Annotated in this window: 18 protein-coding genes; 7 read left to right on the plus strand and 11 right to left on the minus strand. The window is 41.5% G+C overall.

What is annotated here, in order from left to right; genetic code table 11:
* Positions 1–32 precede the first annotated feature (32 nt).
* Positions 33–1,823 (minus strand): RagB/SusD family nutrient uptake outer membrane protein, encoded by a 1,791-nt coding sequence (locus FAZ19_RS14880; RefSeq protein WP_136821539.1) that lies wholly within the window; start codon positions 1,821–1,823, stop codon positions 33–35.
* Between the two features lie 19 nt (positions 1,824–1,842).
* Positions 1,843–5,121 (minus strand): SusC/RagA family TonB-linked outer membrane protein, encoded by a 3,279-nt coding sequence (locus FAZ19_RS14885; protein ID WP_229707575.1) that lies wholly within the window; start codon positions 5,119–5,121, stop codon positions 1,843–1,845.
* Positions 5,122–5,553: 432 nt separating this feature from the next.
* Between FAZ19_RS14885 and FAZ19_RS14890 the strand changes: the two genes are divergently transcribed.
* Positions 5,554–6,174 (plus strand): TetR family transcriptional regulator, encoded by a 621-nt coding sequence (locus FAZ19_RS14890; protein ID WP_136821540.1) that lies wholly within the window; start codon positions 5,554–5,556, stop codon positions 6,172–6,174.
* On the opposite strand, the gene FAZ19_RS14895 is transcribed toward FAZ19_RS14890, so the two are convergent.
* Both FAZ19_RS14895 and FAZ19_RS14900 read right to left on the minus strand, forming a co-directional pair.
* Positions 6,151–6,414, minus strand: coding sequence for a CBU_0592 family membrane protein (locus FAZ19_RS14895; protein ID WP_136821541.1), 264 nt, complete (start codon positions 6,412–6,414; stop codon positions 6,151–6,153). The two genes, FAZ19_RS14890 and FAZ19_RS14895, sit on opposite strands and share 24 nt — an antisense overlap.
* 201 nt (positions 6,415–6,615) lie before the next feature.
* Positions 6,616–6,882: a hypothetical protein gene (locus FAZ19_RS14900; RefSeq protein WP_136821542.1), complete on the minus strand. Its 267-nt coding sequence runs from the start codon at positions 6,880–6,882 to the stop codon at positions 6,616–6,618.
* Between the two features lie 305 nt (positions 6,883–7,187).
* On the opposite strand from FAZ19_RS14900, the gene FAZ19_RS14905 reads away from it, so the two are divergent.
* On the plus strand, positions 7,188–7,451 hold the full coding sequence (locus FAZ19_RS14905; RefSeq protein ID WP_136821543.1) for a hypothetical protein: 264 nt from the start codon (positions 7,188–7,190) through the stop codon (positions 7,449–7,451).
* A 59-nt stretch (positions 7,452–7,510) separates the two neighbouring features.
* A complete protein-coding gene (locus FAZ19_RS14910; protein ID WP_136821544.1) occupies positions 7,511–8,446 on the plus strand; it encodes a hypothetical protein in 936 nt (311 codons plus the stop codon).
* A gap of 243 nt (positions 8,447–8,689) precedes the next feature.
* Here the strand turns inward: FAZ19_RS14910 and FAZ19_RS24505 are convergent, their stop codons facing one another.
* Positions 8,690–8,839, minus strand: a complete 150-nt coding sequence (locus FAZ19_RS24505; RefSeq protein WP_136821545.1) for an IS3 family transposase — start codon at positions 8,837–8,839, stop codon at positions 8,690–8,692.
* A 320-nt stretch (positions 8,840–9,159) separates the two neighbouring features.
* Here FAZ19_RS24505 and FAZ19_RS24510 point away from each other — a divergent pair, with 320 nt between their 5' ends.
* Together FAZ19_RS24510 and FAZ19_RS14920 are read left to right on the plus strand one after the other, a co-directional pair.
* Complete coding sequence (locus FAZ19_RS24510; protein WP_188876139.1) at positions 9,160–9,456, plus strand: lipocalin family protein; 297 nt, start codon at positions 9,160–9,162, stop codon at positions 9,454–9,456.
* Between the two features lie 190 nt (positions 9,457–9,646).
* Positions 9,647–9,817: an ATP-binding protein gene (locus tag FAZ19_RS14920; RefSeq protein ID WP_229707611.1), complete on the plus strand. Its 171-nt coding sequence runs from the start codon at positions 9,647–9,649 to the stop codon at positions 9,815–9,817.
* Positions 9,818–10,424: 607 nt separating this feature from the next.
* Here the strand turns inward: FAZ19_RS14920 and FAZ19_RS14925 are convergent.
* The gene (locus tag FAZ19_RS14925) at positions 10,425–11,870 is read right to left on the minus strand and encodes a RagB/SusD family nutrient uptake outer membrane protein (RefSeq protein WP_136821547.1); all 1,446 of its coding nucleotides are present in this window, start codon (positions 11,868–11,870) and stop codon (positions 10,425–10,427) included.
* A 3-nt stretch (positions 11,871–11,873) separates the two neighbouring features.
* The gene (locus FAZ19_RS14930) at positions 11,874–15,101 is read right to left on the minus strand and encodes a SusC/RagA family TonB-linked outer membrane protein (protein ID WP_136821548.1); all 3,228 of its coding nucleotides are present in this window, start codon (positions 15,099–15,101) and stop codon (positions 11,874–11,876) included.
* Between the two features lie 307 nt (positions 15,102–15,408).
* On the opposite strand from FAZ19_RS14930, the gene trmD reads away from it, so the two are divergent.
* On the plus strand, positions 15,409–16,086 hold the full coding sequence (gene trmD / locus FAZ19_RS14935; protein ID WP_136821549.1) for a tRNA (guanosine(37)-N1)-methyltransferase TrmD: 678 nt from the start codon (positions 15,409–15,411) through the stop codon (positions 16,084–16,086).
* A 484-nt stretch (positions 16,087–16,570) separates the two neighbouring features.
* Here the strand turns inward: trmD and trpC are convergent, their stop codons facing one another.
* The 4 genes from trpC to FAZ19_RS14955 form a co-directional block, all read right to left on the minus strand.
* Positions 16,571–17,353, minus strand: a complete 783-nt coding sequence (gene trpC / locus FAZ19_RS14940) for an indole-3-glycerol phosphate synthase TrpC (protein WP_136821550.1) — start codon at positions 17,351–17,353, stop codon at positions 16,571–16,573.
* A 127-nt stretch (positions 17,354–17,480) separates the two neighbouring features.
* A complete protein-coding gene (locus tag FAZ19_RS14945) occupies positions 17,481–18,050 on the minus strand; it encodes an anthranilate synthase component II (RefSeq protein WP_136821551.1) in 570 nt (189 codons plus the stop codon).
* Positions 18,040–18,336: a chorismate mutase gene (locus FAZ19_RS14950; RefSeq protein WP_136821552.1), complete on the minus strand. Its 297-nt coding sequence runs from the start codon at positions 18,334–18,336 to the stop codon at positions 18,040–18,042. The genes FAZ19_RS14945 and FAZ19_RS14950 overlap by 11 nt, the downstream gene beginning before the upstream one ends.
* Positions 18,333–19,736: an anthranilate synthase component I family protein gene (locus FAZ19_RS14955; RefSeq protein ID WP_136821553.1), complete on the minus strand. Its 1,404-nt coding sequence runs from the start codon at positions 19,734–19,736 to the stop codon at positions 18,333–18,335. Before FAZ19_RS14955 ends, FAZ19_RS14950 begins: the two co-directional genes overlap by 4 nt.
* Before the next feature lie 422 nt (positions 19,737–20,158).
* Here FAZ19_RS14955 and dusB point away from each other — a divergent pair, with 422 nt between their 5' ends.
* A complete protein-coding gene (gene dusB, locus FAZ19_RS14960) occupies positions 20,159–21,154 on the plus strand; it encodes a tRNA dihydrouridine synthase DusB (protein ID WP_136821554.1) in 996 nt (331 codons plus the stop codon).
* The last annotated feature ends 20 nt before the right edge of the window (positions 21,155–21,174 follow it).

Below are 21,174 nucleotides of genomic sequence, written 5' to 3' on the forward strand. Positions count from 1 at the left end.
TAAAGTATATAAAAAAATAATGATTCCAAAGACTATTCCCATCCAAATAACTGCCTCAGATTCGGGTTCAACACCACCTGCGTATTCGGTACTGGCCGGTAGTAATATTTCGGCTCTAGGAAAGTACGCTCCCGGTTATCCGTGACCATGGTACCGCCATTGACGCCGTTTTGAAGGAAAACCGTGGCACTGCTACCAAACGTCCCTATGGTGTAGTAGACGAGTGGTACCCCAAGCGAATTTCGTTCACGTTCGCTCGGTATGGTCTGTCCTTCGGGGATAAGCCGGATGTCAGGGATGTCGTCTCCGGTCATATCATAATCGCCAACTCCCGGAAAATACATCCCGTCCGGAATTTCTTCCAATAGTTTGCCCGCATGCCAACGCATCAAATCATCGTAACGCGTATTTTCAAAGGCGAGTTCCACGCGGCGCTCCCGGCGGATTTCGAGAATGACCCCTTGGTTGGTACCGGTAAGGTTAGGGAATTTCTGCGCTTGGAATGGATCTGGATTGGCATTTGCCTGGACCAGGTTCAAATCGGGCAATCCTACCCGCTTGCGCAATAGGTTTACGGTATTATCCAGATCACCTTGGGTAAGTGTGCCTAATTCGGCTTTCGCCTCAGCCAGTATCAACAGCACCTCGGCATAGCGGTGTACGGGCACGTCAGAACTATTCAGGGTTAATTGGTCGGTACTATTTACGTACCCCTTCAATTGGTGGTAGCCGGAGAAATTCCGGGCCAGGAACTGTACATAAGGAGCATTGTCCTGCGCCCGTTGCCAACCGGGGTAAGCGAGGGTCTGCGCTAACCGGGGGTCGCGGTTTTCAAATTCCTTGACAAATCCGAATGTTGCGTAGCCTGTTTGGTCGGTAAGGCGAGACCCATCGGCCATAAGGTACGTCTGCACCAAATCGCGCGAGGGCGACTGCTCGTAATTACCAAATATACCTGTGTTTTGGTTCCCGCTCCTATTTTTTGTCTGGTCATAGCTATTCACCAAAATCATCTCGCTATTACCTGCCAGGTCTTGGCTGCCAAACAACGCCGCATAGTCCGAGGTAGGGTCACCTGTATCGTGAATGCTGAACCCACCTTCTGCCATGATGCGCTCGGCTGCCCCTACTGCCCGCTGCAGAAAGGCATCGGCTGTACCTTGCAATTCCAGTTCGGGGTGGTATTTCCGGTAGGTCCCCTCGTATAGTGCGATTCTGGCATCCATTACCGCCACGGCCCATTTACCGGGTGTACCGGTGGGCACATCTTCCCGAACAGTTGCTAACGCAAAATCGAGGTCAGCCAATACGCTATCCATCACCAGCGCACGCGGATCCTGCGCTTTGTAAAGCTCTTCGTCACCGGGATTAAGTGTTCCAGAGTACCAGGGTACATCGGAGAAGCGCTTGACCATATTGTGATAGAATATCGCCCGGTAATAGCGGGCCAGTCCCGCATAATGGTTTGCCGTTTCGGCAGTCACATCGGCCCGCTGGTAGTTTTCGAGGAAATAGTTAATCGTACGGAGCCGCCCCCAACCCCAACCGCTCGTAATATTCTGAGACGAAGGAGAGCCTGTCATGATGTTTTTCACCTCAACGGCTCCCGTGGTCGCTACATTATCCGTACTTTGGTCATTGACGTACATGCCATGGTCTGACATGCTTAACATGCCGTTGATGTACAATGCCAAGTCTTCTTCCGTGTTGAAAAACACTTCCGGAGTGATTGAAGTTTGTGGATAACGGTCCAGAAATTCTTTGTTACAGGAAACAAAGGTGGCCATCAACCCTGCTATAAACAATATTTGATATCTTTTCATGATCTAATTCGTTAATCTATTAAAAGCCTATGTTTAAACCAAATGCAAACCTGCGCTGAAATGGATAAGCCCTCGCTTCGCTGTTATTGTTGATCGCTTCGGGGTCGACAAACCGCTTCACCTCGGAAAATTCGAAAATATTTTCTCCTGTGATAAAAAATCGCAGCCGTCCCATTCCCCATCGCTGAATCACAGAATGGGGAAGTGAATAACCCAACGTGATATTCTTTATCCGTAGATATGCACCATTGAGCAAATAGCTTGTGTTCGGTATGGACAGCCCTGCGGGATTGCCGTTTCCGTCAGTGTAATTTGCATCGGCCAGCCAAGACTGCAAGACAGGGTACGAAGGGTTCAGGTTAGCGTCTGCTAACCCCGCATCGATATAAGCCCGTGAATGCTTGGCCCGTTGCTCTGGCGTATCATCGGTTGCCCGGTAATGATCGAGGTGCCAAGGATAGACATTGGCATAAGGTTGCTGGTATGGCCCCCAGAACAGGTAACGCTGTGGATAAAAATCGCGTTTCAGCACACCCTGAAGGAATACTTGTGCGTCAAACCCATTCCAGTCCATATTGAGGTTGAAACCAATCCGGTACCGATCAGCGGTATTACCAATGATAGCCCGGTCCCTCATGTCGTCAGCAGTTTGCCCGAGTTCGATTTTGCCATCGCCGTCCAAGTCTTTGAACTTCGGCCAACCGGGCACAATATCCAGTGCTCCCCAAGGGATGAGGGCCGTCTGGTCCAAGGCTGCTATCTCTTCGGTCGACTGGAAAAACCCGTCGCCGACCAAGCCATATAACGTCCCGAATTCATAGCCCTCAAAGTAGTTGGATAACAACCGCTGGTCATTCTTGAATTTTGTGATATGAGCCCGTGAATCAGACAAAACGACTTTGGCTTCTATTCCGAACGGTTTGGAGGCTACCCTATAATTGTCGCGGTAGGTCAAGGAAAGTTCCCAACCTTTCGTGCGCAGGTCAGCCGCATTTTGGCTTGGGACACCCGTACCCAATACCGCGGGGAGTTGTTCACCGGCGGTAAGCATCCCTGTGGTTTCGCGGATGTAGTAATCGAATCCGGCGAAAATACGGTCGCGCATTAATCCGATATCCGTACCGAAGTTTAAGGTAGCCACATTCTCCCAGGTATAAGTTCCAGGATCAATTGTCAATCCGGGCGCACCGTTTACGATCTGCCGTTGGGCACCACCGATTAGGTAGTTGGAAAGCGTCGTGCCCATGGTCTGGATATAAGAGAAATCACCCACCGCCTGATTTCCTAGGCTTCCGTATGATGTGCGAAGCTTCCAATTCGAAAAGGTTGGCTTCAACCCTTCAAAAAACGGTTCGTTGCTCACGATCCAAGCACCAGATACTGAGGGAAAGAACCCCCACCGATTGGACGAAGGGAAACGGGACGAGCCGTCGTAACGACCGGTACCCTCCAGGATATAACGGTCATTGAGCGTATAATTGAACCGCCCGAAAAAACTTCGTGTGGCATACGAACTGTAGGTTGCATCAAGGCGCGCTTCCCCGGTGGTAAGCCTTAGATAGGGAAGCGTGGAGGAAATCAATTGGTCCCTTTGGGCAATGGTTGTCTCCCACACATAATCTTCTTGGTTGTAACCCGCAGTGAGGCTGAAAGCATGGATACCAAACCGCTTGTTGTAATTGCCATACAGGTTAAATACATTATTCTGGATCTCGCCGCGCTGGTCATACACATATCCATTGCCGCCTTCCTCACGGATGTCATCCGGTCCGTAGCCAATTTTATATTTTTTGCTGTGTCGTGGGTAACGCCAATACTCACGCTTAAAACTGGCGTCGCCGGTAAAGGTTAGGTCGCCGTTGAGGAATGTCCCCACGGCATTGAAAATGTTCTGGAAACCAAACATATCTTCGTTCCAATTCCCACCATCGACCAATTGTGCCGCCAAACGACCCGCCGCATTATTTGCCCACGTGCCGTCGGGATTCTTGACAACATTCGTGGGTTGGAGATCGTAAAGACTGGTTATTCCCGCGAAAGGTTGAGTCCGATTTGTCTGGTAAACATTCATGTTGTTATCCAGCTTCAACCAATCCAGCGGAGAAAATGACAACCTGCCCCGGACACCCTTCCGTTGCCAAAAGTCATCGGCCAGCTTATTCAACCCGTTGTCCTTGGTGTAATCGGCAGACAGGTAATACGAAATAGGTTTCTCATTGATCGCCGCGCCGCCGGAAAGCGCCAGGCTATGGACCTGAGAAACCGTAGCTTTATTAAAAAAATAATCGTTCCAGTTATTGTTACCCATATATTCCCATCGGTTCGCATCCGTAGGACTAATCCGGACATCGGGCAAGGATGGGTCGTCCGACCGCTCCTTAGCCCATTGGTAATACTCATCACTGAACTGCACGTAACTTGGTCCGTTCCAAGGCGTATTAAGGGTGGAGGTTTCCAATAGCCGGGAGAAAATATAGGGGTCGGTCACTGGATCTGGCAGTTCCGTAGGCCGCCCGAAGGCCGTGGTCAGGTTGTAGTTGATACTCTGCTTGCCCTGACTCCCTTGCTTGGTAGTAATCAAAATTACACCGTAAGCCGCCCTAGCACCATAGATCGCTGCCGAAGCCGCATCGCGCAAAACCGTATAAGAAGCGACGTCGCTTGGGCTTATCCGAATCATATCATACGTATCCGACACCGGTATCCCATCGATGACAATGAGCGGCGCCCCGCCATTGATGGAGGTGGTACCCCGGATATTGATATTCGGTATGCCGCCGGGGCTACCATTGCCATAGGTGATATTGAGGCCCGGGCTTATCCCCTGCAGCCCCTGCATAATATTGGCTACCGGACGGGATTCCAACTGCTTGCCAGATATCTGATCGATCGCACCCGTAACGTTGATTTTCTTTTGGGTGCCAAATCCAACGACGATAACTTCGTCAAGATTTCCAGCATCTGATTCCAGCTGAATATCGAGTGTAGATTTTCCATCATAGTTGTATTCTAAGGCTTTATAGCCCAACATACTATAAATCAAAACGGCACCACTTCCCGATACCGATAAGGAATACTGCCCCTGCTCATTTGTTGAAGTCCCCACAGTCGAACCTTTCATCGTTATGCTTACACCGCCTAGCGGCTGGCCGGTAGCATTGGTCACCACTCCGGAAACCACCACCTCCTGTGCGATGGACACATTGGAAAAAAACAACAGGCCTAGAACGAAAAAAAGCCGTCCAACTGATATCATTGCCGATCGGGTGGGTTTACTTTGTTGTCGTAGTTTATTCATAATCATCTAATGGATATAATGTAATATATTAATTGAACGTTTATTCAAAAAACAAAGGTAGCGGATCAACATTTATATTAATTTACCGCAATGTTATCGATTCGTTAATTATTGGGAAACCCCGCAGGCATTTTCCCTATTTCCATCAAGCTATCAAATTGCTTATTACACTTATTAGTCGGTTAGTCACGATCGTTTATCAATATCTTTCAAGTAATAAGCTAAACGCAAGAATAAAAAGTCATTACAATTGTACAATCTTTAATTTGTCTTTGCAACATAAAAAATTATGCAATCGATTGATATATTTAATGCAATCGATTGACTACTTACTACTTGCAACTTTTTATTAATTGAACATTCGTTTAATATTAAAATTAAACAATGATATACAACTAAAATGTTATTTTCGTATTCGCTAATTATAAAAAAATGGGACGCAAAAGCATCAAAGAATTTAGGCAGCAGGAAATCATCAAGGTCTTTTACCAAGTTGCCAAAAAGGAGGGCCTTGAAAATACCTCTATTGCCAAAATAGCTGCCGTGATGGAAATCAATCCGAGCTTGATCATCCATTATTTCAAGACGAAAGAAGAACTCACCTACGCCCTGATTGATTATATATTGGAAAAATACTTGTTGATTTACAAATTTGACAACCGGACAAAGGTCGATTTGGAACCTGTATTGGTGGAACTAATCGACCGGCTTTTTTCCAAAAAATGGAACAAATTGTTTGACGACGGGCTGTTTTACAGTTGCTATGCGCTAAACTTCCGCGATAAAAGGATCAAGGCCATGTATAAAAAACTTCAGGATACCTTACGCCAACGTCTCGGCGCATTGCTGGAAAACTGCAAACTGCAAGGGGTGATCGCCGTTGACGATAGCCAACTCACGGCAGACCTGATTTTTGTGCTGATTGATGGCGCCTATTATTACCTGAGTTTGGTCAAGGACGCGGAGGAATATGATCGCAAAATATCGGATTACAAAAGGCATGCGCTTTCTTTGCTCAATGCGAATCGATCAACCCCGCTTTCGGGAACCTGACCATCTGACAAACCGCACCAACCCAAAAACGCCGATAAGCACCCAGATGGTATTGGAGGCTATATTGGGCAAATCCGTGTGGTAAGCCGCGCTGATCAGCAGTCCCAGTCCACCCAAGGTATTGAGCAGTTGGAACCACACGCCATCGAATTTCAACACTTTGATATTTAGCAGGAGATAACCCGAGGCACAAAGCATGAAACCTAACCAGCCACACCAACAGATAACGATTGCAGACATAACACAAACTTAGCTAAATTTTGCTCAGAGTCAGTTTAAAGTTAAAAATATAAATTTAAACATCTATAACAATTCATCCTTCTTCAAGAAGAAGAAATTTATCTTTTATAAAACGAAACACACGCCTAAGCTTCAGCATTTCCTTCATATCTCTGATGCAGTGCTTCGTCTAAATGAAGTTGCATTACTTTTGAACTTCGCTTAAATACTCCTCTTCCAGTGCTTTTCTATCCATACTGCTCCAATTAAGTCTTTTTCCAACATAGTATTTAATGCATCTTCTATAACTAAGATCGCCGGCTGGCTTTGTGGTGTAACCGTCAGGTCTTCCAGCCACTCCCATACATCGTCTACCTTCTCCGGCATGTAGGTGGGGTTATCGTCGTGAACTGTATTAACGGATGTCAATACATTATATCCGTCACTTTGTAATTCCCTTAATACGGCGTGTGTAAGCTTAACAAACATCTGCTTAATAATTTGCTATATAAACACAAACCGAATTATTTTGTTTTACTGGCTACGATATAGTTTTTTGTGGGTAATGGCAATGAATCGTGCGTACGGTCAAATGACATGCAGCTTCTGGCGAAAATTCTTTCCGAATAGCATACAATATCTGAATGAATTAGAAATACTTTTTGACACACTGTCAATCAGTTACAAAACAAGCTAACCTGTAACATTAGTGATACTTCTTTTTTGCTACGAGATATTTTTCATACATTTTAGCAATATAAATTACTAACGCAGTAAACTAACTACAAAACACTATGAAAAAACTTCTTTATTTATTCTTGCTATTGGGACTAAGCTTGAGCTCCTGCAAAAAGGAAGATTCTAATAAAAATGCTATTGATAACTCAATTGAGTATAATGGAAAGGTATATTCGCTGGAGTTCTTAACAAGCGAAATGTCCAAAAGGTTAGAGGTATCGCAAGACTCCTTGATCTTCCATCCAGACATCAAAGCCTTTACGGTTCTTGATTATCCCGAAACCAAATGGTACCTATCACGAATTATTAAAGATAAATAAACCTATCCTATCAATTATGAAGTATTTATTTATAGCAATGTTTTCTGGTTTCTTTGCTGGTGGCTAATGGTCAAAATGCAAACGTATTTATAGAGGCATTTGAGGTGGAAAACCCCGCTTTACGAAATGGAAAAATTTACTATTTCAATAGCCAGAATGACACGACCTACAACTTTCGATTTTCATTAGGACGGAATATAGCGCTTCAAAGCCAATCCCTAAACGTTGAGGCATATGCGGTATTTGATTTTTACGGCACTGAATACAATGCATCAGAACTTATATCTTTATCATCATCAAATTTTAGTCAAGAAAATGGATTATCTACTGGATTTCAATTTAAGACATTCACTCTTCAATCCAATAAAAAAAATGGGAGTCTACGCTTCAAATATCGGTTCTACATTAATGCTCCCGGCTACAATGACTGGTCACCTTGGTACTACTCCGATAAAATCTATCAAACAGAGCAATATCAACCTCCAGTACCTGTAACAACATTCGTTGGTCCTGACCAAATATGTGACGAAGGCACATATACAATTACAAATCCAGGTGTGATAACACTAGAAAACGCAACAAATATTGCGACTTTAACAAACTTGGGGAATAATCAATATAAGGTTACTCGAATTGGAATCGGTAATGTAATACTAAAGTCTGTTCAAAATTCATTGACAGTAACTAAGTCGATTAGAGTAGGCCCCGAAGATCCAAGGATTTTCGGTCCCGCGGGGCCACTAGCATACACTGGTCTTTATACGTTTTCGGTTTCGCCAATTGCTGGTGCAACATATAATTGGACTGTTGTCGGAGCACCTCCAAATTCACTTCACAATACCAGTGGACCAACGCTGAATTTGAGAATTGGGAGCGGTTCAGGAAATCGGACGGTAAGGGTAAGCGTTCAAGCATCAACCGAATGCGGTTTGACGGGATGGGTTGAGAAAGTTATTGAACTTCAAAGTGGCGGGGTCCTCCCAGTTGAGCCTTAGGATATCCATAAGGAGAACTTCAAAGGCAAGCTACATTCTCTCGACATGAAGTAGCTTGCCTTTACACGTATATACTAACAAACTAATTGTCAGCTGAATTATTCTGTGGAAAAAGAAGGTGTCACCCTTACTTTTAATGGATCTTAAAGCATTGGCTGCTAATAAAAATCACAACAATAAATGGTGTAAGAGCAGAGTTAATTATCACAGTATACCTTATATTAACCATGTAATAAGATATTACTATGGATTCTGTTTATTTAATTTTTGTCCATATTCTTCTGGACACAAGTAATCCCGTGCAAAATATAGTCTTTTTCTATTATACCAGGTTTCTATATATTCGAATACGATTAGGGCAGCGTGCTCAGTTAATTTTGCTTCGCCAAACATAACTTCCCTTCATGCTGAATTAACTTACCACATTTATTATATTTACGATACTTTTTAAGGCAACGCATATATATAAGTATTGACGAACCGAAGGCTGAAAGCCCAGCTTGTAATCGGGAAATAACAATGCACAGCTCTACGAAGTAAAACGAGTTATGTTAAAAAAGGCAGTTTTAATCAAAAAACAATCTGTATACAAAAATTAATAGCTCAAAATAAAATATTATGAAAAAAATCTTTGTGATCTTAGCGACAATCGGAATTTTATTTTCCTGTGATAAGGCTGACGAAACTAGTTTCAACACTGAATTAATTGGAAGTTGATTGAAATTTTAGCTGATCCTGGAGACGGAAGCAGAACATTTTTCGCTGTAGAGAGTAATAAAATTATAAGTTTCGAGAATAATGGAATCATTACATCAACCGGTAGATTGTGTGATATGTCAATCAATTCAGACGATCCGACTTCAGGAACTTACTCGATTTCAAACTTGACAATTAGTTCTTCTGACTGTTCGGACCTAGACTATAATTATAAATTTGAACAGACCGGAAATAAACTAATTATTTTTTATCGTTGCTTCGAAGGTTGTCGAGCTAAATACCAAAAACAATAAAAAACTGCTTACAATAACTAAGTTTCGTAGTGTCCGCAGGACGAACAATGAAAACTTCAAATGACGGCTGCATTGGATGAAGACTTTAGCTAAAGGATTATATAACAAATAATCAGCCGATTGAACAGCGAAAACGGGTCTCCTGATACTGGATGACTTTGGTATCCTTTGTCTGGAGCAGCAACAGCGTCTGGACCTCATGGAAATCTTCGAAGATAGGCACGGCAGAAAAGCGAGCATTATTGCCAATCAGCTCTCCGTAGCAAGCTGGTACGATATCATAGGTGAAGATACCGTAGCAGATGCCGTCCTCGACAGAATCGTGCATGTTAAATCACACAGGATAGAATTAAAAAGGTGAAAGTCTAAAAAAAGTAATATTGTCAGTCAATAGTAATGACAACCCGTGAGCCAAAATCAGGGGGTCAATATCCCCGGAAGAGGATCAGCATTTGTTCTGTTTTTTTACTGCCGGAGATTCGGAAACTATGTAAACACCGTATCGACTTTAATATGCCCCGGGGAAAAACCTTCCAAAAACAAAAATTCAACCAGTTTATTGACAAGGTATTATTGAAAGTTTGCGAAAACAATGTTAGTTAATTGGCAGGAGCATCCCCTCGTGCAGCCTTCGGAAACCAAGCATAGAGAGCTGCGGATCAAATACTTCCGGCGCTCCACATAAAGATCATCAAGGCCTAGATTAATTATCTTTGAAATATAGTTGTTAACTGAAGCAGTTAGCACGTGTAAAATTCATTGCTGATGCAGTAGATAATGGCTTTCCTATATTATTAGATGTAGAAGATGCAATAACGAGATATTTTCTTTGGTATTGTAGGAAAAGTAGCTTAGGAGGTAGGTGTATTGCTAATATTAGAAAATTATTTTATATTTTTTAAAATAAATATAAATGTTAAAATCCCTCTCTGAAGAAGGGATTTTAACATTTAACATCTTAAAGACTATTATTGAGGATTATTCGGTAGAATATCTGGATTAGCATCTACTTCCGCCTGTGGAATCATAAACAACAATCTTGAATCTCCAGTTGGAATATTAAACTTTCCATATGTAGGATGATTGGATCCTGAATAATCTCTTACCACACCTTCACCTAGACGTTTTATATCGAAATAAGCGAAACCTTCTCCCCAAAGCTCAATCCGTTTCTGCAATATAATCTCATCTATTAAAGCTTGTCCGCTTTTTGTGGATTTAACATATTGGGGATCTCTCTTGCTCGTAATCTCAAATAAAGCATCTCTAGCGCCTGCTTCATTATTCGATTTTGCTAATCCTTCAGCTTCGATATAATACATTAAAGCCGAACGCAGGTATATATAATCTCCTTGTGTTCTATCTGAGGTGAGATCTCTAAATTTTAAACTAATATATGGGCTGTAATCAACTCCATCATATTCTCCTCCTTCACTTCCCAAGAACATCGATTTTCTAAGATCTGTGGAAGGCATAGCGTCATATAATCGTCTATCTATCGAAATGTTACCACCTTCTGAATATCCCTCATTGGTATTGTCAAAATGAGAGAAAAAACTTGCGACAAAGGTTGTTAATTCCGCATTCAGATCGGCACCCCACATAGTCTCGGCTTGATTGATATCGTAAAAGCCATTTTTCCATCCATCTTCTGTTAACAATGAATATGACTGTCTAGCTTGGTTAGCTAATTCCGCTGCATCAGCATATTTCCCCATTTCCAAGTAAACATCTGCCAAAAATGCTTGCGCAACACTCTTATCAACCATTTCTTTACTAGGTCGAGAATACCCATCTAACGCTACGATGGCATCCTTCAAATCTGTTTCAATTTGAGAATAAACTTCTTCTACAGTATTTCTTTTTGATGAAAGTTCGGCTGCATTTATAGGAACACTTAAATTGGAAGCGTTACCCAAATAAGTAGGACCATAAATACGAGCTAACATAAAATGAAAATAGCCTCTTAACGCAAGCGCTTGACCTCTAATAGCTTTCAAATCAGCATCTTCAGTATCAGGAGCAACATTATTGACAATTGTGTTAACGTTTTTTATTTGTGTATAATAGGTGAACCAGGGAAAGTGTGAACGGGAATTTGTCGACACTCGACCTGTATAATTATAATTAAACCCACCCCAATTCAAATTATCCATAATTACATCGTTACCCATTAAATCTATAACAGATAGCACCCCTTTATGTCCATAGTCCTCGTGACCAGCATAGCCAGTTGTCAAAGCAGACCGCAGAGTTGCAAAAACACCTTTCAAAGTTCCTAAGGTAGCCGCAGGTGAAGAGCCTAACTGATCAGGATTTATTGTCGATTGTGGATCTACGTTAAGAAATTCTTTGCTACACGAAGAAAATAGAGTCCCCACAAGTAAGAGGTATATGATATTTTTCTTTTTCATCTTTTAAAATTTTACAGTTAAACCAAGTGAAACACTTCTCAATAACGAATAGTTATTAAGAGTTAGGCCATTATTAAGCTCCCCGCCTAACTGCATCATTCTCGGATCCATTCCTTGACGCTTTGACCACATAAATAAATTATTACCAATTACACTCACTCTAGCATTTTTTATTCCAACTCTGTCAAACGTATCATTTGATAGATCATATGAGATTCCGAAATTTTCCAAGCTTAAATAATTCGCAGATACCAGAAATAAATCAGAATTGCTGTATTGTGTTCTATCCACACTAGATAGGATGGGAAGAGATGCACTAGTGTTTTCTGGAGTCCAAGTATTATATACGTCTTTATGATAATTTGCTCCACTATTTCCCATACCAGTACCTTCCCCAAATAATCCCTGATATACATTATCGTAAACATAACCGCCAATCTGATAAGCAAAACCAACATTAAAAGCCAGCTTCTTATAAGATAAATCAAATCCAAAGCCACCATATAAATCTGGATGCGCAGTCTTCTTATTCAAATACTGAGTTGCAGCAGAATGTGTCGCAACCGCTTCCTTCTCTCCAGTAGCTTTTCCTGTAATAGGATCTACATCGCCCTGATACCAACTACCAAATCCTGTAATTGGATCTACACCTGCAAACTCCCTTAAATAATAAGTATATGCACTCTCTCCTTCTACGAAACGAAACACAGTTCCTGCTACAAACGGCTGAGGTAACCTTGTAATCTTGTTTTTGTAATGGGTTGCGTTTACCCACAAATTTAAATTCAAATCTTCGGTGCGTACAATATCTCCATTAATAGAAAGTTCAACCCCGGTATTTTTCATATCGCCGATATTTTGGGATACAGCGGGTATACCGGAAGACGGAGCCTGAGGGAAATTATACAACATATCCGAAACTTGTCTAGTAAAGAATTCGAAGTCTACATTTAATCGATTAGCAAATAATCCTAGTTCAAAACCAGTATTAAAGTTTCGAGACACCTCCCATTTCAAATCCTCAGTTCCTGTATAAACCTGCTTAATAGAAGGGTTACCATCTGCATCTGCAGTAATTTCAAATTGATCAAGATAAGGATAATAATTACGATTGAATCCAAAGTGACTTCTATGATCCATTGCAACATATGATGGATAATATAAGTTATCATTTCCTTGTTCACCATAACTAATTTTCAGTTTCAAATTAGAAATTGAATTAACGCCTGCAAAAAAACTCTCATTAGATACTATCCAAGCTCCACCAAGTCCATAAAAATTACCCCATCTGTGATCAGGATGAAATACGGAAGATCCATCTCTTCTATATGAAGCATTTAAATAATATCTGTTAGAATAACTATAGTTTAACTTAGACAAATATCCCTCAACCTTATAAAGATCTGCATATCCATTTAACGCACTGTATTTACTTGCATTTGACAAAAACTCTTCGTTAGGGATAACAATCATAGTTTTAGTTCCCGACAAGAGCTTGTTTGAATAATCTGAAGTTTCATGCCCAATCATCAAATTTAATGTATGATCTCCAAAAGATTTATCAAAACTCAATAACTGTTGATTTGTTATTGTCTGAGCAATAGTAATTGCATTGGTCAAAGATCCGCCATAAGGCGCTGCGTCTCCCCCCTCTTCAGTAGCATATCGAAATCTATTACCCCCAAGATAATCATAACCTAAATTATAGGTGAAGTTAAAATACTTCAAGAAATCAAAAGAAGCATATGCTCTTAATCCCAAGTTCGTATTATTGTTTTTTTGACTATTCAGTAAAGTTGTGGCATATGGATTCATATTAGTAATGTATGGCCGATTTGTGGCACTACCATCTGGATTGGTTGTCTCTCCTCTTCCCCAATCGTATAATTCACGTCCGTCCGCATTATAAAGCATTTCACCTTGTGCATTTCTTGCGAAAATTGGATAGATTGGAGCCATATTCCTAGACCAAGAAAACAAATTAGAAAAGGTAGCGGATTCCTTTCCGGCTTGAGGATCTCGAGCCTTGGTACTTGCAAAATTTATATTTGTACCTAATTTCATGAATTCGTATGGCCTAAATTCCAAATTTGCTCTCGATGAAATCCTATCAAATCCAGAATTAACGACATAACCTTCGTCTTGTAGGTAGCCGCCAGATAAATAAGCAGAAATTTTATCAGTAGCATAACCGATATTTAGTGAATGTTCATGTCTGATACTATTGTCAAACAAATAGTCATTCCAATCATCATGATAAAGCAAGGAAGCGTTAGGATTAATTTTTCCGGTCAGAGGATCAACGATCTGATTGTTGGATACATCAAAAATGTTATAACCTAAATCCCCAAACAGGCCATTAGTAGCAGCAGTTCGTGCGTCAGAATCCGATTGTCCATTTACTAAAGCACCCAATCTCAACCTTTGCCATCTTAGTTCATAGTATTCTTGAGGATCAGTTATATAATCGTAATCTTTTGCTGTTCTAGAGTTAACCCCGACACGCGAATCAAAGCTTATATCTACTTTACCACTTTGTTTTCCTTTTTTCGTAGTAATAATAATTACGCCATTCGCTCCTCTACTGCCATACAATGCATTTGCAGAAGCATCTTTCAAGAATGACATTTCTTCAATATCTTGAGCAGATATTGCCGCAATGTCTCCATTGTAGGGAACACCGTCAACAACATAAAGTGGGTCGTTTGATGAAGAAATAGAACCTAGACCTCGAAACCTTACGGTTGCGGGTGCCCCCGGTTGTCCAGTGGTAGAACGTATCTGAACGCCTCCAACTTTACCAGCGAGTGATTGAACTACATTAGCTGTTTGAACTTGTTCCAGATCCTTTGCCTTTAATGTGGAAATTGACCCCGCAATAGATTCCTTTGTCTGAGTACCATATGCAGTGACTACAACTTCATCCAATGCTTCTTCATCTCCAACTAATTGTACATTTAAAACTGTTTGAGTTCCTACAGGCACACGTTGCGACGTGTAGCCAATATAAGAAAACAATAATGTTGAATTTGCGGGAACAGAAAGTGAGTAGTTTCCTGATCCATCCGTCTGTGTGGCGGTGGTAGCACCAACAACCGCAACTGATACCCCTGAAACAGGGCTTCCATCAGCAGCTGATGTTACTTTACCACTCACTTGACGATTCTGTGCAAACGATACCCCTACCAGGCATGTAAACACTAGAAAAAAACTGAGTAATTTTTGTTTCATATGTTTGTTGTATTTAGTTTATGTAATCCGAATATAATGAAATATTCGGATTGTTAAAATATGTTAAAACGCTCAAATATAAGTTAGATAGGTTGTCTATGCAAATATTTTTAAAAAAAACAATGCTAGCATATTAATTTTTCATTAACAAACCATTATTTTTAGTGTTTTCACAAGTATTTCACAGTTTCGCCTGGTGTAAATAAAAGAATGACAAGTACCATTAATACCTTCTTGTAACACCCCTTTGTAACAACGGCATACCGCTTCTCAGAAAACTCTTTGCTTTTTTCACTACTTTTGCAATATGCGATTTGACATCATCACCGTATTACCTTCTTTATTAGAAAGTCCTTTTGCACATTCCATCTTACAACGTGCGCAAAAAAAGGGAATAGCAGAAATTCATGTTCATAACCTACGCGAATACGCACACAACAAACAGAAGTCTGTAGATGATTACCCCTATGGTGGTGGATCAGGGATGGTGATGCAAATAGAACCTTTCGCATCCTGCATCGAAAAACTACAAAGTGAGCGTGAATACGATGAGATAATCTATATGACGCCGGATGGTGTAACGTTAAATCAAGAAATCGCCAACGACCTTTCTACAAAAGGAAATATCATTATCTTATGTGGACACTACAAAGGTATCGACCAACGAATTCGTGATGTATTTGTAACGAAGGAAATATCTGTAGGCGACTATGTACTGTCGGGTGGTGAGCTCCCGGCCGCGATAGTTGTCGACGCAATTGTACGACTGATACCGGGCGTCTTATCTGATGAAACCTCCGCATTATCGGATTCTTTTCAAGATGGTCTCCTCGACGCCCCCATCTACACGAGACCTGCAGAGTGGCGCGGACATAAAGTACCTGCTATATTGCTAAGCGGACATGAAGCTAAAATTGCGGAATGGCGTGATGAACAGCAGTTATTACGGACCAAAGAGCGAAGGCCGGATTTATTAAAGGATTAAGGTTTTTATTCGTCGCTTGCCCGCGACGGGGGCTTTCTATATTCCTTGATGAATAAAGAAACAAACAAACCGAGCTTGCGAGCTCATCGGAGATAATCAAGACTGGGTCAATGTCACGCTAAAAGCTTTTGGATTTACTAAACAGCTCCAAGCCGTTGCACTTTGTAGATGTGTTCTTAACGCAAATCCAAAAGCTTTCTTAACGCTACATCGACCTAGGTCGTCCTTTTAAATCCAGCTGAAGTACAACCGTTTACACCAAATTCACTATCCTTACAAATTCGACAAATGTCGCCTTTGAATTATTTGGCAATAGTAGTAGGAAGCACTGTCCGTACAGCCAAATGATTCCAGCGACGATTTTACCTTCGGTGAGCTCCACATCGTTCCGGTTTTGTTTCTTTTTATAAAAAAGAAAGAGCCCTGTCCGGCGGCGAGGACAAAAGAAATTTGATTAATTTAAACCTTATTTTAAACTTAAACACTACAACTCCTTTACAAATTCCTTAATAGCCTCCGCAGGATTATCTGTCTTCATAAAGTTCTCGCCGATCAAAAACGCCTGGAAACCGATTTGTTTTAATTCTCGGATGGTGAGCGGATCAGAAATACCACTCTCGGAAACTTTTACAAAACGATCGGGGATCTTGTTAACCAGATCATAGGAATGATCTAAAGACACCGAAAAATCCTTCAGGTTTCTGTTATTGACTCCAATAGCATCTATCGTATCAAAGATACTCCGGTTTAGTTCCTCTTCATTATGTACTTCCAGCAGTACACTCAAACCCAGCGATTTCGCATAAGAAGAGAAATTGCTGATCTCTTCCGAGGTGAGGCAGGCTGCTATCAACAGAATGATATCGGCCCCATAGGCCTTCGCTTCGGTGATCTGATACGGATCTACTACAAACTCCTTTCGCAATAAGGGAATAGTCAATACTTCGCGGGCAGCTGTCAGATCTGCTAAGCTTCCCTGAAAAAAATCAGGATCTGTTAAGACCGAAACGGCAGATGCCCCGGCATCTTGGTAGCCCCTTACAACTTCTTGAACCGAAGATACCGCATTGATGATGCCTTTGGAAGGAGAAGCCCGCTTGTATTCGGCAATGATTCCCCTACGGTCGGCCCGTAATACCGATTCATTGAGCGAGTAGCACTTCCGACCAAAGAGCGGATACTTTTCTAATTCCGATAAAGAAACAGTCGCTTTTGCAGAAGCAACTTCTACTTTCTTTTTTGCTACAATTTTATCTAAAACAGTCATTTTTTAATTGATTATGAGAAGGGGGCACTCGTAAGATTGCTTCGTCACTACGTTTCGATGACGCACTTCAAGAATACTTTTAAACGCCTCCTCCTAAAGTATAAATAAATTTAGAGCTTCCAAGAAGCTACTTCAACCAGTTAGCAATTAACAATTTACCATTATCCGTCAAGATCGATTCTGGATGAAATTGCATCCCCCTGACATCGTATTCTGTATGCGATAGCGCCATAATAATCCCATTGGGATCGAGTGCAGTAATCTTAAGCGATGCAGGTAAGCTCTCTTTTTCTACTGCCCAGGAATGGTAACGACCGATCTTTGAGTCACGTGGAAAATCCCGAAATAATTTTTCACTATCATCGGTCACGATGATATCCGTTGCTACGCCATGCAATGGCTTTGGCATGTTGAAAAGCTTGCCGCCAAATACTTCGGCTATAGCTTGCTGACCGAGACAGATACCCAAAATACGTTTCGTGGATGAATACATACGGATGACATCCAGCAGAAGCCCCGCCTCTTCCGGAATCCCAGGGCCGGGCGACAACAAAATCTTATCGTACGCTTCCACATCTTTTAATTCGAACTTATCGTTGCGCACGACTACATAGTCTTGCTCCAACTCTTGTAAGAGATGAACTAAATTATAGGTGAAGGAGTCATAGTTATCGATGACTAATATCTTATTGTTCATGTAATAGTTCTAATTCTTTATTCTTAAAATGATTAATGATCGATTGAAAGACCGTATGTACAGTCTCTTTATCTAATATCAATTGCGCCGCCCAGTTGTATCTGAGCTGTAGCATTTTTTCAACTTGATCGCGGGCATCCGCTTCTGGCAGCACAGACTCAAAATGAGTCGCTTTGTCCACATAAGCCTTACGTAGGGCTATCAACTCTAAAATACGGTAATCTATCGTGTCTATCGATTGAGCGATGTGGTCGCCGTTTTGACAATATTCTAAGGGCCTGATCATATCGTTTCGGCTATTTTTAACGCACTGCGCAACGCAGCAATTTTATTATTTACTTCCTGTAGCTCTTTTTCGGGATCTGAATCCAATACGATACCCGCCCCCGCTTGGTAGTGCAACAAATTATGCTTACTAAGGAAAGATCGAATCATAATCGCATGATTGAAATCTCCGTTGAATCCCATATACCCTAGCGCGCCGGAATAAAAAGAACGTTGCTGCCCTTCATACCGATCGATCAGTGTAAGTGCCATGTGCTTCGGAGCACCGGACAACGTACCTGCTGGATAGGTATCTCCCACCACGTCGAAGGGATTCGCGTCGGTGTTAAGTTTTCCCGAAACTTTGGATACCAAATGAATAATATGGGAGTAATACTGTGCTTCTTTATACGATTTGACCTTAACATTTGTACAATGTCTGCTGAGGTCATTGCGGGCCAGGTCTACCAACATCACATGTTCTGCAGACTCTTTCGGATCATTCTTTAATTCTTCGGCTATTTTCTCGTCCTGCTCCATATCGCCTGTCCGCTTGAACGTACCAGCAATAGGATAAATCGTTGCTTCCGATTTTTTTATCGTCAGCTGCGCCTCGGGAGAGGACCCGAACAACTTAAAATCGCCGTAGTCAAAATAAAACAGGTACGGGGATGGGTTTACAGAACGTAAGGCGCGGTACACATTAAATTCGTCTCCATGGAATGCCGTGCTAAATCCCCTAGATGGTACGATCTGAAACACATCGCCACGCTGAATATGTTCTTTCATCCTTAATACCAAATTTTTGAAATCTACATCCGACATATTAGACTCTTCTTCTCCTCTTAACTTGAAAGAATACTCAGGAAAGTTCTTATTCTGGATCAGGTATTCCATGCGATCGAGATCGGACTCTTCATCTTCCAATAGGTTTTCGAAAATATACAGTTGATTTCGAAAATGATCGATGGCAATGACATACTTGTATATGTGATACTGAAGATATGGGATATCTCGTCTTTCATCCACTGCGGTCGTTAAGCTAATATCTTCAAAATGTGCTACGGCATCGAACGTAAAATAGCCAAAGAGCCCGTTAGATATTACATTCACATCCGCCAAATGGTTCGAATCAAAAGATTTCCGGAAGTTAGAAACCTCGTCCCGGAGTATGATCTCGGCAGAATTCTTTTTGATCTTTTCTTTGTTGGGGTAGGTAATCTCTAATGTTTCCTTCTCCAGCTTAATTCCTGCAATAGGCTGGCAACAGATATAACTGATATTGTTATCCCTACTATGGTATTCCGAGCTCTCCAATAAAAGGCTATTTGGAAAAGAATCTCTTAAGCGCAAATAAATACTTACAGGTGTGGTCGTATCTGCTAGTATCTTTCTATAATTTGTGTTAAATATATAAGCCATATTCTAATAATTACTCAATAATATAAAACTTTCATGATCCATCGTAACACCAACTCTTATGAACGTGAAAGAAAAAAGCCCGACAAATTTTGTCGGGCTTAGTTTTCAATGGTTTTGGTTGATTCTGAAATTCTTATCTATATACCAAAAAGATTGCTCCCGACGCTATTCGCTTCAGGCCACCACCATAATTGATATGTTTTAGTTTTTGTCATTGCAATGCAAATTTAGAATAATTTTTAAATAAACAAATAAAAATTAAAAAAAAACCAAAAAAAACTCTAATTTATTAGCCGTTTAACAAAAATGACTCTTTTTATCCCATCTTCATCGAAATACTTTCAGGTTCATCTATTCTTTTCCGCAGAAGAGACGCATGTAAACAACTTGCATATAAACGGCAAGTTGCCTAATTTTGCATCATGTCTATAAAAATTGGCGAAAATATTGATTTAGGTGCGTTTCCACTCCTGCTGGCTCCGATGGAAGATGTAAGTGACCCACCATTTCGTTACGTATGCAAAAAAAGTGGCGTCGATATGATGTATACGGAGTTTATTTCGTCGGAGGGATTAATTCGGGATGCGGCTAAATCTAGACAGAAACTCGATATTTTCGAATACGAGCGCCCGATAGGCATTCAGATTTTCGGATCCGACATTGAACACATGCGTCAATCTGCCGAGATCTGTTCACAAGCGAACCCGGATTTAATAGACATTAACTATGGCTGCCCTGTGAAGAACGTTGCGTGCCGAGGAGCGGGCGCTAGTTTATTACAGGATATTGATAAGATGGTGGCGATGACCAAAGCCGTCGTAGAGGCTACCCACCTACCTGTAACGGTAAAGACGCGTCTAGGATGGGATGATAGCACCAAAAACATCTACGAAGTGGCGGAGCGTTTACAGGATATCGGTATCAAGGCTTTATCCATACACGGCCGTACACGTGCCCAAATGTATAAAGGACAGGCAGACTGGTCAATGATCCGTGACGTGAAGCGCAATCCCCGTATTCATATCCCTATTTTTGGCAATGGCGATATTGATTCTGTAGAAAAAGCCGCAGCATGGCGTCAGGAGTATGAAGTTGACGGTATTATGATCGGCAGGGCATCTATAGGGTACCCCTGGATTTTTCGGGAAGTCAAACATTTTTTCAATACAGGCGAAAGATTGGAAGGACCAACCATCGCCGAACGCGTCGAAGTATGCCGTACACATCTTACCAAATCCATCGAATGGAAGGGAGATAAGGTTGGGATCTTTGAAATGCGTAGACACTACGCCAATTATTTTAAAGGCATTCCTAATTTTAAAGAATACCGGATGCAGTTGGTTACCTTGCAAACGCTTGCTGAAATCGAAGAAGTATTATTGGAAATACAGGACAAGTTTGCCGAAGAAATGGTGTAAGCATTTCGTTTTCGGTGTAC

Source organism: Sphingobacterium alkalisoli (assembly GCF_005049105.1).
GTDB lineage: Bacteria > Bacteroidota > Bacteroidia > Sphingobacteriales > Sphingobacteriaceae > Sphingobacterium > Sphingobacterium alkalisoli.

Bases quoted from the DNA above. Each gene is read 5' to 3' on its own strand.
- FAZ19_RS14880 (WP_136821539.1), bottom strand. From the start codon at position 1,823: ATGAAAAGATATCAAATATTGTTTATAGCAGGGTTGATGGCCACCTTT.
- FAZ19_RS14885 (WP_229707575.1), bottom strand. From the start codon at position 5,121: ATGAATAAACTACGACAACAAAGTAAACCCACCCGATCGGCAATGATA.
- FAZ19_RS14890 (WP_136821540.1), top strand. From the start codon at position 5,554: ATGGGACGCAAAAGCATCAAAGAATTTAGGCAGCAGGAAATCATCAAG.
- FAZ19_RS14895 (WP_136821541.1), bottom strand. From the start codon at position 6,414: ATGTCTGCAATCGTTATCTGTTGGTGTGGCTGGTTAGGTTTCATGCTT.
- FAZ19_RS14900 (WP_136821542.1), bottom strand. From the start codon at position 6,882: ATGTTTGTTAAGCTTACACACGCCGTATTAAGGGAATTACAAAGTGAC.
- FAZ19_RS14905 (WP_136821543.1), top strand. From the start codon at position 7,188: ATGAAAAAACTTCTTTATTTATTCTTGCTATTGGGACTAAGCTTGAGC.
- FAZ19_RS24505 (WP_136821545.1), bottom strand. From the start codon at position 8,839: ATGTTTGGCGAAGCAAAATTAACTGAGCACGCTGCCCTAATCGTATTC.
- FAZ19_RS14925 (WP_136821547.1), bottom strand. From the start codon at position 11,870: ATGAAAAAGAAAAATATCATATACCTCTTACTTGTGGGGACTCTATTT.
- FAZ19_RS14930 (WP_136821548.1), bottom strand. From the start codon at position 15,101: ATGAAACAAAAATTACTCAGTTTTTTTCTAGTGTTTACATGCCTGGTA.
- trmD (WP_136821549.1), top strand. From the start codon at position 15,409: ATGCGATTTGACATCATCACCGTATTACCTTCTTTATTAGAAAGTCCT.
- trpC (WP_136821550.1), bottom strand. From the start codon at position 17,353: ATGACTGTTTTAGATAAAATTGTAGCAAAAAAGAAAGTAGAAGTTGCT.
- FAZ19_RS14945 (WP_136821551.1), bottom strand. From the start codon at position 18,050: ATGAACAATAAGATATTAGTCATCGATAACTATGACTCCTTCACCTAT.
- FAZ19_RS14950 (WP_136821552.1), bottom strand. From the start codon at position 18,336: ATGATCAGGCCCTTAGAATATTGTCAAAACGGCGACCACATCGCTCAA.
- FAZ19_RS14955 (WP_136821553.1), bottom strand. From the start codon at position 19,736: ATGGCTTATATATTTAACACAAATTATAGAAAGATACTAGCAGATACG.
- dusB (WP_136821554.1), top strand. From the start codon at position 20,159: ATGTCTATAAAAATTGGCGAAAATATTGATTTAGGTGCGTTTCCACTC.